This is a genomic window from Alteromonas sp. 07-89-2, assembly GCF_013113925.1.
Lineage (GTDB): Bacteria > Pseudomonadota > Gammaproteobacteria > Enterobacterales > Alteromonadaceae > Alteromonas > Alteromonas macleodii.
The window spans coordinates 75,349-88,535 of record NZ_VTYM01000024.1 but is presented as its reverse complement, the minus strand read 5'-3'; the positions used below and the strand labels follow the sequence as shown (position 1 = coordinate 88,535).

The window sequence follows — 13,187 nt, the reverse complement described above, 5'->3', positions numbered from 1 at the left end:
TTTTGTTGCGTAATGCCGCTTTACCATGAGTCTTGCACTTGTTTATTTCTGCGTTTAAGCAACAGGTAAATAAGTAGGCTCACAACAAATACAACCAATATAAAGCCTATTAACCAATACCACGGGTTGTTAGACAGCCATAGTCGTAAATGCAGCCAGCTGTCGTCGGCTTCACCCACTTCATATTTATCGCTTACCTGCATGATGAGTGATGGCGAAAGACCATCTTTCCATGCGAAGAAATCCCCTGCCATCTGCCCCCACATCGACAAACTAACCAGATCCTCGACTCTAGCTTGAAGAAGTTCCGGCGTCTGCGCTGCAACAATGAACAAGGTATCGGTTTGTGATGAAACAGGGTGTGCCTGTGCAGTAAGTACTGCTTGCTCACCTAAGTCACTTTCTTGAACGGTATGACCGTCTATGCGCATTTCTTTGAAAGACTGATCGTCAGTCAGGTTTCTTACGCGATTGTACAGATTGTTCTGTAACCGATAAGACCAGCGTTTCGTTGCCTCAATGGCCGTACTGAATTCAGACTGCTCAATATTCGTTAAGCTTTCAGGGGTACCTAGAACAATCACAGAACCTTCGGTTGTAATGTCGTTTCCAGTTGCTATTTTCACGTTCAATAAAGGCACTTGGGCTACTTGCGCTAATTTCGCTGAAAGGGTTAACGCTGTATCTAAATAGTCATCTGACGGAATAGCTATGGTTGACGATGGTGCTGACTTAAAGCGCGCAAACGGGTAAGCCGTTTCTGAAAGCAAGACGAGATTAGGTTGAACTGCCACGTTTCCTGCATCAGGTAGCTTTATTGCCGAAGAATCATCAAGCTGGAACACGAGGTGGGAACCAGGAATATCATCACAAGGCACACCTGCTAACGGCGCTCTCATGGTTACCGCAAAGTCTAAATTATTCGTCCCGCCTTTGAAGAACCGTGCAGGTATTCTTAGCTGATAGTCTCGGTAGGATTGTCCGTTAATATTATTAAGAGACAAACCGTGTACAAGTTCGTCATTCACGCTTACATTCATAACCGAACCTGGCCCAAAACCTGCGCCATATCCAAAATCTAAGAGCAAGCTCACGCTCGCGTTTTCAGGTACATAAAAATCTGCAGGCAATCTGAATGACACCCGTTTGGTGAAGTTCCCCTCATCCCTAAACTGAGTGGTCGCCACACCAAAGTCTTGGAATGTGTAGTGATTGTCTGGGTTCAGAATGCGATGCCGCTGCAGCGTTTCCGCCTGCATTTGTGACTGTGAAAGTACGGTGACTTGTGAAATAGGGTTAATCGCATCGTCCATTACCGCCAAAGCTTTCGCTGCCTCAAGTACTTCATCTTGCGTAGTACCGCTGACAATAAGGCGGTAGCTAGCCGGTACAATGACTTTACTGTCTTTTACAAACGCAGGGGTGCGTTGTGCTTTTAGAAACGCGCCATCAATGTCGTTAATCACTTCGTCAGATAACACAGGTGATAATGCGTCGACTGTACCAACTAGAATATGAACAGGCTGCTTTTGCTTGGCTTTGAGATACCATGCAGCACGCTCGTAGCGAGCAACATTTTGGTCGTTCCAAAAACTATTTTCTGTGTCTTCTAGCTGAGGCAAAACGTAACCATCAGCAAAGCTGTCATGCTCGATAATAAGCGGCTGATATTGATTCCTAAGAGACAGGGCTTGAGAAACAATGGGAAGTGTCTGATATTTAATTTGATCATCAGCTTCTCGCGCCGTGTAAAGCTGAACGTTTCGCTGTCCGCCAATTCCTGGATTAAAGAATCCGCTCAGCTCGTCTAACGTGAAGCGCTTTTCATTCACCGACGTCGCAATTTTTAGCGTTGAGTTGTATGCATTAATTTCGCTCCACAATTCAGGCGCACTGCCGTCAACGCATTGCTCGGCATAGTGCTGACTTACCGCTAGTGTCAGAGAGTTAAACCCGGCTCGCCACAATGAAGTAGGGATCGCAATTTCAGATACAAGAGAAGGTCTGTCTGGGTCGAACGCAATCTGTCCAATGGTCGCATTATTGAATCTCACATACAGCTGAGAACGCTTTTTGATTAACGCCTGCGAGCTGACCACTTCTAATGTAAGTAGCGCGCTGTCCACATCAGTTACTGAACTAAGGGGAATTGGAATATCAATGGAGGCAGATTTTCCCTGCAAGCGCACGGTACTTTCACCGCCAAAAAAGTCGGTTAATCGATACGTGTCAGTTTGCGCCGCTAGGGTAAAAGGCATGCACAAACATACGATGAACATAAGGTATTTTTTTATCATTGATTTTCCTTTGCCGGTTTAGCAAGCAAACCTAATTTCCCGGCGAATTTCCCCATTAATACAAGCATATGCAATAAAACAGGCTTTAACCCAACTTTCAACACATGTTTTGCGCCGAACCAATATGAGATAGCCCTTGTTCTTCTTCGTTGAAACGACATCCAGCGCAGACTATCACACAGTGAATAGGCGACGACTTCATTTTCTTGTTCTTCGGTTTGAGGCATAAAGCGTACTCGAAGAATTTTTGACCTATTGTCGTAATGCAGAACGCTAATTGGCAAATGAACGTTCTTATTCAGTGCGTGACTCCACGATGTGAGCGTGGCATTTTCAGGTACTAACGCTCCCTCACCTTTCAAGCGTAACCGAGCTCCACCAAGCGAAAGATCGACCAAATCTCCAACCCATGCTTCATCGCTTGTGGTCTTAATAACGACACTGTTGGTAGCTGGTAGACGTGCCTGACTGCGCACCTGTTTCCGCTCTAATAACACACTAAGAACAGACAACAATAGAATCAAATTAAATACATTCCACAACATGACCACCACAGTAAGTTCGCGTGTAAGAGGCTCTGTTATGAACTTATAGACGCCGCTCCCTAATGCGAATGTGATTACCAATATTAGCCAGTAAAACACGCTCGATAGTGGCGATACAAAGGTTCTGTCAAGACTCTCTCCTTTTGGCGTAACAACAAATGAAGGTGCCCGCGGCTTTAAGAAAACCTTTATTAATGCGTTTAGCGTAAATGCGCACTGTAGTATTTCATATAATTCTGACACTAAGGGCCATCGGGTTCGCCCAAAGAGCATGGTAGATATCATGTAAGTGGCAATAACGTGAGGCAGGGTGAAGGCAAAAATTTCCAGCATCGATGCATGGTAAACCTGAAGCCCAAAGACCAAATACGCCAGTGGCATAAGCAAAAAGATGACGCGAGCGAACGGGAACAGCCAAAACATGATTGAACTCATGTAGCCCACTCGCTGATACCATTTTAGTCCTTGCGCTTTAAAAGGCTTTTTAAGTAGTAAAATCTGCGTCATACCTTGTGCCCAGCGCATACGCTGCTGAATAAACGCATCAAAAGTTTCTGGCGCAAGGCCGCTTACCATAGGTCTGTCCACATATACAGACTCGTAGCCCATTTTGTGAAGATCTAACGCGGTTTCTGCATCTTCAGTGATAGAGTCGCCGGAAATGCCCCCAACCAAATCGAGGTGCTTTCTTCTCATCAATGCGGCTGATCCACAGAAGAAGGAACTCCCCCAGTAGTCTAAGCCTTTCTGTATAGTGCCGTAAAACATGTCGTTTTCTGAAGGCATGCGAGTAAACGCAGAGAAGTAGTTACGCTCAACAGGATCTGGGTTAGCCATAAAATGAGGGGTTTGAACGAGAAAGACCTTCTCGTTTTTAAGCATCCACGGCACGGTTCTATCAAGAAAATCCGAAGTAGGAACATGATCAGCATCCAAGATAACAATCAAATCACCCGTGGTATTTTGTATTGCACTGTTCACATTACCCGCCTTGGCAAACTCATTTTTTGCTCGAGTGTGATAGGTAATATCCAAACGCTTGCACAGTGCTTGCAAATCTTGTCGCCGCTGTTTTGCAGTGGCCGCTGACACAGGGTTTTCAGCGTTAATTTTCTGGTCGGTTCCGCCATCGTCAAGCAAATGAATACGAAGCTTTTCTTTAGGGTAATCGAGCATTTTTGCAGCGCGGATAGTGACTTCTAATATCCCTTCATCTTCGTTATAACTCGGGATCATGACGTCTACGCTGGGCAAAATTGATTTATCTACCCCTTCCAGAGACAAAAGCGGTCGACTGAGCGGAAACGCGTTAACGATCGCCCCTAACACGGATGTTATCCCCGCATAAATTTCAGCGCCAAATAATAGACAGACGGCAATCATTGAAAGAAAATCTGAGTAGGTTAGCGTGTAAATACCACGCCACAGCAAATACCTGACGCTAAGCGCAATGGCTAGCACCAGAGCTAAAATGCGGAATAAATGCTGGTATTTTTGCGTGTGCCGCGCTTCTTTGCTGCACAAGGATATTGCGATGAGAATAACGATTGAAGAGAGAAGCTGACCCGATGCATCCATGGGTGCCAACAGTAGCACCCCAAGAATAAAGGATGCTACTAACAGAACAATAATGAACTGAGAGGTGTAGTGTTGCCTACGAGTTTGCGAATAGTCCAAGTTTGCGATCCAATACGTGTATTTGCGTTACACTTGCATAGTTCGCCCTGTTAATTAACGTAATTTTACCGTCCGACATTTCGATCTCGTGATTACTTTTATAAAACAAACGAGAAATGTCGTCTCTCTGCTTTTTATTGCTTTTAGACGCTAATAACCACGCCGGATACGTTGCCATTCCAAATGCAGCCACAACAATAAGGCCATAGAAAAATACGGGCGACATTGTTGGCGCTATGTACAGGGAAAATAAAAACATAGCCATACTTGCAACAGTAAATATACCAGTAATTTTGCGAAAACGTATAACTTTCATAAGTTTATTTTCTGCGTCAAGCAGCATCGAAAGACGCTTCTTCCACAGCTGCTCTGTCTCTAAACTCGTGCGTTCTTCAACCAGTTGAGGTTTTTTAAAAGCAGGGTTGGTATTTTTAAACTGTTGAGCAAGCTCAAACACGTTTACCGCAGCGCCTTCATTAATAGCGCTCTGAAACGATTGTTCAAGCGTAGGTGATTGATCAAATTGTTGTGAGTTATCTACTAATTTCACTGCGCACACTCCCCTCATTACTACACACTGAGTCTACTTCCGTACATTCAGAGGAAAAATTGCTGAAACCATACTTACTGATTAATAATGATACGCTTACATACGCAAATTGATATTGAACTTTAGCTCATTGAACTTTGGTATAAGTCATGTAGGGCAAGGCCTACATGGGTGTGCAGACTATATGAAAAGCCATATAGCAGCTAGCATAAGTCGCAGGAAAGCAGCCCCAAAGTTTCAGCAACAAGAAAAACCTTTCTAATAGTGTGCGTACTGCGGATAACCAGAGATCCCACTGTAAAAATAAGTGACGACGCATAGGCAATGAAGATTATCCAGCTGTGCTCTAGCACAAACCACTCATAAGCGAGGAAGCCTAGATTCACCGCAACAAAGAAAAATAAAATGGCATTGCTTCTATGTTTAATGGCAATAAAGTTACGAACGCTGGCAAGCAGTGTTCCAATGCCTGCGGCCATGGCATCTAGCATAAAAAAATGCACGCTAAGTGCACTTAAGGCAAACGCAGAAATAAGCAAATACTTGTCTACGTTCGTTTGGCGATACCCAATAAAATTTAAAACAACGGCTATTGCGCCAAAGCCTTCTGCAACTATGTTCATTGATATAAGCTCATTAAAATTTAAGGTAGAAAGGCTGACAAAGGGCTTTGTATTCACTGGTATATTCGCCCTTTTGATCCCTAATTATCAGCTCATTTTTGATTGCATTTTTCGCTGTTAAGCTCGGCCATTCCCGATGTGCAGTAACGTTTTTAAGATTATCACTTGCGCCCTTCATTACTTTTTTAAAGTGGAACGCGCAAAGATAAGGCGATTTGTTAGATGTATGCTTTACATAAAGAATATCTGCCAGCGATAGGCCATAACCTTCAGCCGTTTCGATAGCCGAGGCTTCCATCGACGCTGGGTATACGCAGTACATTTGCCCTTGTTCTATTAACAACTTGCTGCTTGCACTAAAAAGTTCATCTGGGCCCAATGCAGACGTTTGCCTTGCCACCGAGCGAGATTGGCTTTGCTTGCTGTACGCATTTGAAAGTGTAGCTGGCGTGTCAAAGTAAGGCGGATTAGAAATCACGAGGTCATACAAGTGGGGTGAGGTGTAGCCAGTTACATCACAGCAGTAAATAAACAGCTGTTTGGCCCATTTTGCATTTTTAAAGTTGGTAGCGGCCTGCGCTGCGGCTTGCTCATCTATTTCTATCGCGTCAATTCTGGCTGCGCCATTATCGAACGAGCTGATGTCAATTGAACTGCTTTGAACGTTCTGCGCTTCACCATTCGGATTGCAAAAGTGCGCAGCTTTTTGGGCCATCATCAACGCTAAAATGCCACTGCCGGTGCCGATATCCAAGATACGTGGAGCATGGCTGAAGTTTGCTCGAAACTGTGCCCAACTTCCTAAAATCAGACTGTCGGTGTTCACTTTCATCGCGCATTTGTCCTGTGCTACGGTGAATTGTTTACAGCGGAACATAAGGAAGTCGTATTACCTAGTGCGTTAAAAGGCGCGCATTCTATATCAAGTCGGGTTGTGCTTCACGTTAAGGTTGTGACATTTACTGTGAGCGCTTATTTCCAGCGCTGCAGCGACATCATATTTCTGGCCACGTCAACGGCATGAACGGGTCGGTATTTCTTTAACGGACCTTTCATTATGCTTTGCCATATGGGCGCCGTTTTCTGCGCTATATCTTCCAGCGTTCGAGATTCATCGCGTTCGCCCAACAGTAATGAAGGGCGCACTGCAGAGGCATGGGGTAACTGAGGCATTCGCATAATCGCGTTTTCTAGCTCGCCTTTTACACGCAAATAAAAGTTACTACTTTTTGCATCAGCGCCGACCGAAGATATCCACACAAAACTGTCTGCGCGCTGTGCACGGGTAAGCTGTGCGGCAACATGCACATACTCAAAGTCAACGCGGCGAAAGGCTTGTTTAGAGCCCGCCTTTTTAAGCGTGGTGCCCAGACAACAGTACACATGATTTACGCTAAAGTAGCCTTGATAGTCCTGTAGATTGTCGAAGTCTATAACGACAGGTTTTAGGCGATTGTGAGGGTCGTTAAACATACTGGAGGAGAGCGGTTTTCTGACTAAGCAGGTTACCTCATTGTACCGTCTATCCTGTAACAGCATATTTACAAGCGTTCGTCCCACTAAACCTGTCGCTCCTAGCACCATTGCGGATTTCATATGTCGCACCTTGTATCATAAATTGATATAACTACAATCAAACCTTCGACAGTCAAATATGCAGATAAAAATGAAAAAAGCCCTTTTAATTGGAGCCGCTATGCTCTCTACTGCTTTAAACGCTGAAACGCTCACAATTGAGCGTATTTTCTCTTCTCCTTCACTCGATGGCAACGCACCCCGTTCGTTAAAAGTATCACCTGACGGTCAACGGGTAACATTTCTTAAAGGTAAGCAAACCGACTACGAGCGCCTAGATCTATGGGAATACCATATTGAAAGTGGCCAAACTCGCATGCTTTTCGACTCAAACGACCTACAAAGCGGCGAAGAAGTGCTTTCTGATGAAGAGAAAGCGCGACGCGAGCGTATGCGTTTATCTGGCAGCGGTATTGTAAGCTACCAGTGGTCGGACGATGGTAAAGCATTACTGTTCCCATTAGGGGGCGATGTGTTTTATCACAAGCTGGGCGAAAAAGGGGCGAAGCAACTTTTAGATACTGACGCTTTTGAAACTGATATTAAATTATCACCAAAAGGTAACTACATTTCCTTCATTCGCGACCAGAACCTTTATGTAAAACACATTGAATCGGGTAAAGAAACGGCAATTACCAAAGAAGGTGGCGACAACATTAAATTTGGTATGGCCGAATTTGTGGCGCAAGAAGAAATGGGCCGTATGACCGGATACTGGTGGTCGCCAGATGAGACTAAAATTGCCTTTACCAAGGTTGATGAAAGCCCGGTAGATGTGATCACGCGTTCTGAAATCTATGCTGACGACATCAAGCTTATCGAACAGAAATACCCGAAAGCAGGTACGCCAAACGTCTTGGTGGAACTTGCTATTCAAAACATCAACTCTGGCGATCGCACCTGGGTGGATTTAGGCGAAGATAACGACATTTATTTTGCTCGCGGTAAGTGGATGCCAAATAGCACCACCTTTACCTACCAGTGGCAGACACGGGATCAGCAAACACTGGAGCTGCGCGCGTTCGACCTTAACAGCAAAAAAGAAAACGTGCTGCTTACAGAATCAAGCAACACGTGGGTAAACCTGCACAACGACCTTTACTTCCTAAAAGACAAAGGCCAATTTATTTGGGCGTCTGAGCGTGACGGTTTTAAACACCTTTACCTATTTAACAACAGCGGCAAAATGGTTAAGCAATTAACCAAAGGCGACTGGGTCGTGGACAGCGTTGAAGCTATTGATACAGCGAACAACCGTTTGTACTTCTCTGGCCGGAAAGACACCCCACTAGAAAGCCATGTTTACAGCGTGCCTTTAGATGGCGGCGAGATTTCGCGTATCACTGAACTAGGCGCGTATCACAGCGCGGCATTTAGCAAAGATGCCTCTATCTTTATTGACCGTTTCTCAACGATTAACTCTCCTGCACAAGTTAGCCTAAATAGTGCTACCGGCGAGCGAATTACCTGGCTTGAAGAAAATAAAGTTGAAGAAGGCCACCCTCTGCACGCTTACATGGATAGCTGGACGGCACCTGAGTTTGGTGACATCACCACAAAGGATGGCGCAACCCTTAAATATCGAATTTACACGCCTGATAGTGCCAAGCAAAATCCTAAACAGAAGCACCCTGTTATTGTTTACCTATACGGCGGCCCGCACGCACAAGTGGTAACAAACAGCTGGGCGGGTAACCGTGGCTTGCTATTCCAACACTGGGTTGATCAAGGCTATGTGGTATTTACGCTAGATAACCGCGGCTCTAACTATCGCGGTAAAGGCTTTGAAGATCCTATTTATAAAAAAATGGGCTTTATTGAAGTGGACGATCAGGTTGCTGGCGTAGAGTTCTTGCGTACGCTTGACTACGTTGACGCTGAGCGTATTGGTGTTCATGGCCACAGCTATGGCGGCTACATGACGCTGATGACCATGTTCAAAGCGGGCGATTACTTTGCAGCTGGCGTGTCGGGTGCGCCGGTAACTGACTGGCGCTTATACGATACCCACTACACTGAACGCTACATGGGCAACCCAAATACAGATGATGATGCTTACACTGCGTCTTCAGTATTCCCTTACGCAAAAGACCTGAAGGGCGACCTTTTGATTTACCACGGCATGGCAGATGACAACGTGTTGTTTACCCATTCAACGATGCTATACAAGCACCTTCAAGACTTGGCAATTCCATTTGAAACTATGGATTACCCGGGCAAGAAGCACAGCATCCGTGGTAAGCAAACGGGCATTCATTTATACAAAACTATTACTAACTTCTTTAACCGTAACTTGAAAGACTAATACGGTTAGAGCCTGGGGCCTGTTGATCTCTCCTGTACATCCAAGCTCAACAAGCCCTAGAAAGTAGTAAAAAGCAAAAAGCGATGCTTATGAAGGCATCGCTTTTTTGTTTGGTCAGTTTAATTAACGCTTATTTTGTACATGTTTGCGTTGTGGCGCTTTGTGCACTTGCAGGGTGATTAGACTTTCTTCACTTGCTACTTCAAAGCATCAATCAAATATTACAAATGCAGAAACTAGCTAAACATCTGGGTTGCTAGGTTTTGCTGTACCGCCTGAGCAGACGATGCACTTAGTTCAATCTCGATAGGATCGGCTTTGCCCGACAGCCAGATTTTAAGCTCGGCGTCAGTATCAAAATGCCCTGCCGTCTCAACGATAAACTGCGTGATAGATTTATAAGGTATTGAGTGATAGTTCACTTTGCGCCCGGTAAGGCCTTGCTTATCTATAAGAATTAGGCGCTTGTTTGTGAATACACTTAAATCGCGCACTAGCTTAAACGCAGAGGTAACGGTTTCGTTAGCAGCAAGTATAGGCGTAAGCTCTTCTTGAACATCTGAAGCGCTAGTCTCGCTTGCATTACCCATGATGGTATCAAATAAACCCATGACATTTCCTTTTAGGCAGAGGCAAGTTTAACTCGCCATTGAACTCTATGCGCCAGTGGCTTGGGTTTATCTAAAGCAAAGCCTTGACCGAAATCTACTTTAAGCTCTCGTAAAACTTCGGCGGTCGCGTTATCGACCACAAACTCGGCCACAGTCTGTTTACCCATACTGTGCGCGATATTATTTATCGCAGTTACTGTAGCATGATCGATAGGATCGTGAACGATATTTCGCACAAAGGAGCCATCGATCTTAACGTAATCAACATCTAGGTTTTTAAGATAGGTGAACGAGGACATACCTGCCCCAAAGTCGTCTAAGGCAAAGCTACACCCCAAATCGCGTAGTGTAGAAATGAAATGTTTAGCAGCGCTTAAGTTAGTTACCGCTGTTGTTTCTGTAATTTCAAAACAAATTTTCTCAGCAGGTACAGAAGTACTTTGCATACGCTTGGCAATCTTATGCAGCGCCATTTCATCACCCAATGTAATACCCGATAAATTAATCGCGACTTTGCCCACGTTATCGATGTGAGCGGGGTTACGTTCAAGAGTTTTAAGGGTGTTATCTACTACCCACATATCCACTTTGTTCATTAAACCGTGGCGTTCTGCCAACGGGATGAAAAGCCCTGGACTTATAAGGCCACTGTCTTTTGCATTTAGACGAAGCAAGATCTCGTAATGCTGAAGTTGGGCGGCCTTTTCTTGATTGGGCACGTTAAGCGGCATGATAGCTTGGCTATACAACTCAAACCCGTCGTTTTGTAATGCGTGATGCAAGGCATGTAACACCTGGTTTTCACTGTCATCAATGGCCATTTGCGAGTCATTATCATGAAACACAAAGTAACGGTTTCGACCCAAGTGTTTGGCTTTGTAACACGCGTTGTCAGCAGCTTTAATTAACGCTTCTGCACTTTGTGTACTCTCGTTTATTTCGATAACACCAATGCTTGCCCCCACAAAGAACAACTTGTCGTCATAAACAAAACGATAATTTGAAATCGCCAATAAAAGCTTGTCTAGGCGCTTGGTCACCTCATCCAAACTTTGATTGCGAAATATAATGCAGAACTCGTCTCCCCCTATTCGGGCAAGCAGATCTTGCCCATTCACGTATTGCCTAAATATGGTGGAGATTTCTTTTAGCAGCTTATCGCCCGCTGGATGACCACAGCTGTCGTTTACTAACTTGAATCGATCCATATCGATAAAGCACATCACGCTTTGCTTGTGGTAAGCGCGAGGAAAATTGATACTCGCCACTTTTTCAAAATCAACGTGGTTTAAAGCCTTGCTCTCGCCCTGCTGACCAGCCGCTTTATGCGTTTCATCAAGGATCGCTCGCAGTTTTTCATCAAATGCATAGCGATTAAACAGCCCGGTTAACTGGTCATGGTTAGCTTGAAAATACACTTCTTCCTGCAGCGCCAGCTCTTTCGTCACATCGCGAGCTATGCCTTCAACGGCAACCAGTAGTCCTTGCTCGTCGACAATGGGTGTGTCTGAAAATTCAATCGCTAACGGCTCGCCGACCTTGCCTTGATAATGCACAATATAAGGCTCGGGCTTTTCGCCACGGGCAATGGTTTGGCGTATCTCAAACGTCTCGTCAGGTACTTGGCGAACGTACTTCGACTCGTTTGCACAGAAGTCTTCTGCGCTAAACCCTAAAATCTTTTCAATACCTGCGCTCACATACATAAAGTTGTGCTCGACGGTCTTGGTGTAAACAAAGTGGCGGTGCATGCCGTCAACTAAGCGGCGATACTTTTCTTCGCTACGCTTTAAATCATGCTGGGCGCGAAAACGTTCGGTCACGTCCCTTACGGTCACCGCAATATTGTCACCAGCTTTTACCACCTGAACTTTTATCCATTGAGGCGCAATCTTATCACTATGAATGGCAAGGTGAGCTTCATAAGGCACGCCAAGTTCAGCCACGTTTTTGGCGTTTTTAAATTCACTGCTTAAGCCTAAATAACGCGTTTGCTCGGCTAAGCTCATAGACCGCAATACATCACATGCACCGCGAAATAGGTAGCGACTGTATGAGTTTGCTTCTACCAGAGAAAAGTCATCATCTATTGGCTGATAAATAAGAAGCGCATCAAGGGAGGCTTCGCTAGCGGTGAGGTAACGCTGCTGACTTACGGATAAATTGACCGCACCTTTAAGCTGCTTGTGCAGCACATAGCTCACTAGCGCTGACATCAACAGTCCAATCATAATAATTAACAAGCCAGCGTTATATGGGCTTAGCTGAGACTGCATGGAAAGGTAAAAATCGCGTTCTAAAAAACTGAACGGCAAAAGCGACACAATGGTGCCATCGTTGATTAACTCACCGCTTTGAAAAAGCGTTGCACTGTCGGCGTTAAGCTGGAAGTTAAACTGTGGGCCTACTAGCTCGCCTAACATCACGGTTAATATGGTTTGTATGTCGAACCCCGCCACCAGAAATCCGTGCTCAGGCTCTTGAGGGCTTATGGCCCTGCCCACAACGATAAAGTGATGTTGAGCAGCATCTGAATACAAAAGCGTGCTTTCCAAATCCTCGGACAAACGCGATATGTTTAAGCCCAACGCGTCCATAGGATGGCCAATGAGGCTGTTGTCTATACGGGTTTTAATACCGGAAGATGGCGTTGCCACCCACGCTATCTCACCGTTAGCATCGACAAATACCAACGATGAAAAGCCTCGCTGCATGCCCATCAATGACAGGGCTTGCGCATTAAACCAGTCTACTTGGTTTGGCTCAAAGGTGGGCCAGTTTCGCATAAGGTTGTGCAGCGCTTGAATACGTTCGCTTGAGAAAACTTCAAGACTAATTTTTACCTGCTCTGCAACCGACTGCGCTTTAGAAATACGTGCTGCGCGTTCATCGTTTTGAATAAAAACACCAGCTGAAACAAATAAAAAGGTGAGAAAAAGAAACAAAACCGTAGGTAAGGCGTAAATACGATGGTTGTGTTTGCTTAACATGTGCCTGTCTCCGG

Annotated in this window: 9 protein-coding genes; 1 reads left to right on the top strand and 8 read right to left on the bottom strand. The window is 45.1% G+C overall.

Features of this window, described 5'->3' with window-relative positions:
* Window positions 1–20: 20 nt before the first annotated feature.
* From F0261_RS15460 to F0261_RS15435, 6 genes are all read right to left on the bottom strand, one after another.
* Complete coding sequence (locus F0261_RS15460; protein WP_171338395.1) at window positions 21–2,297, bottom strand: cellulose biosynthesis cyclic di-GMP-binding regulatory protein BcsB; 2,277 nt, start codon at window positions 2,295–2,297, stop codon at window positions 21–23.
* Entirely contained in the window at window positions 2,294–4,519 is a 2,226-nt protein-coding gene (bcsA, locus tag F0261_RS15455) for a UDP-forming cellulose synthase catalytic subunit (protein WP_171338394.1), read from the bottom strand. The genes F0261_RS15460 and bcsA overlap by 4 nt, the downstream gene beginning before the upstream one ends.
* Window positions 4,497–5,069, bottom strand: a complete 573-nt coding sequence (locus F0261_RS15450; RefSeq protein ID WP_014980338.1) for a hypothetical protein — start codon at window positions 5,067–5,069, stop codon at window positions 4,497–4,499. Before F0261_RS15450 ends, bcsA begins: the two co-directional genes overlap by 23 nt.
* Window positions 5,070–5,272: 203 nt before the next feature.
* Window positions 5,273–5,692: a YgjV family protein gene (locus F0261_RS15445; RefSeq protein ID WP_253819431.1), complete on the bottom strand. Its 420-nt coding sequence runs from the start codon at window positions 5,690–5,692 to the stop codon at window positions 5,273–5,275.
* Window positions 5,693–5,705: 13 nt separating this feature from the next.
* A complete protein-coding gene (locus F0261_RS15440) occupies window positions 5,706–6,524 on the bottom strand; it encodes a tRNA1(Val) (adenine(37)-N6)-methyltransferase (protein WP_171338393.1) in 819 nt (272 codons plus the stop codon).
* A gap of 140 nt (window positions 6,525–6,664) precedes the next feature.
* Window positions 6,665–7,288 (bottom strand): NAD(P)H-binding protein, encoded by a 624-nt coding sequence (locus F0261_RS15435; RefSeq protein WP_014980341.1) that lies wholly within the window; start codon window positions 7,286–7,288, stop codon window positions 6,665–6,667.
* 70 nt (window positions 7,289–7,358) lie between these two features.
* Between F0261_RS15435 and F0261_RS15430 the strand changes: the two genes are divergently transcribed.
* On the top strand, window positions 7,359–9,572 hold the full coding sequence (locus F0261_RS15430; RefSeq protein ID WP_014980342.1) for a S9 family peptidase: 2,214 nt from the start codon (window positions 7,359–7,361) through the stop codon (window positions 9,570–9,572).
* A gap of 236 nt (window positions 9,573–9,808) precedes the next feature.
* Here the strand turns inward: F0261_RS15430 and F0261_RS15425 are convergent, their stop codons facing one another.
* Both F0261_RS15425 and F0261_RS15420 read right to left on the bottom strand, forming a co-directional pair.
* Window positions 9,809–10,183, bottom strand: a complete 375-nt coding sequence (locus tag F0261_RS15425) for a PH domain-containing protein (RefSeq protein ID WP_014950757.1) — start codon at window positions 10,181–10,183, stop codon at window positions 9,809–9,811.
* Window positions 10,184–10,194: 11 nt separating this feature from the next.
* Window positions 10,195–13,173, bottom strand: coding sequence for a bifunctional diguanylate cyclase/phosphodiesterase (locus F0261_RS15420; protein ID WP_171338392.1), 2,979 nt, complete (start codon window positions 13,171–13,173; stop codon window positions 10,195–10,197).
* Window positions 13,174–13,187: the final 14 nt, after the last annotated feature.

Coding starts and splice junctions, on each gene's coding strand:
- F0261_RS15460 (WP_171338395.1), bottom strand. CDS start 2,297: ATGATAAAAAAATACCTTATGTTCATCGTATGTTTGTGCATGCCTTTT.
- F0261_RS15445 (WP_253819431.1), bottom strand. CDS start 5,692: ATGAACATAGTTGCAGAAGGCTTTGGCGCAATAGCCGTTGTTTTAAAT.
- F0261_RS15440 (WP_171338393.1), bottom strand. CDS start 6,524: ATGAAAGTGAACACCGACAGTCTGATTTTAGGAAGTTGGGCACAGTTT.
- F0261_RS15435 (WP_014980341.1), bottom strand. CDS start 7,288: ATGAAATCCGCAATGGTGCTAGGAGCGACAGGTTTAGTGGGACGAACG.
- F0261_RS15430 (WP_014980342.1), top strand. CDS start 7,359: ATGAAAAAAGCCCTTTTAATTGGAGCCGCTATGCTCTCTACTGCTTTA.
- F0261_RS15425 (WP_014950757.1), bottom strand. CDS start 10,183: ATGGGTTTATTTGATACCATCATGGGTAATGCAAGCGAGACTAGCGCT.
- F0261_RS15420 (WP_171338392.1), bottom strand. CDS start 13,173: ATGTTAAGCAAACACAACCATCGTATTTACGCCTTACCTACGGTTTTG.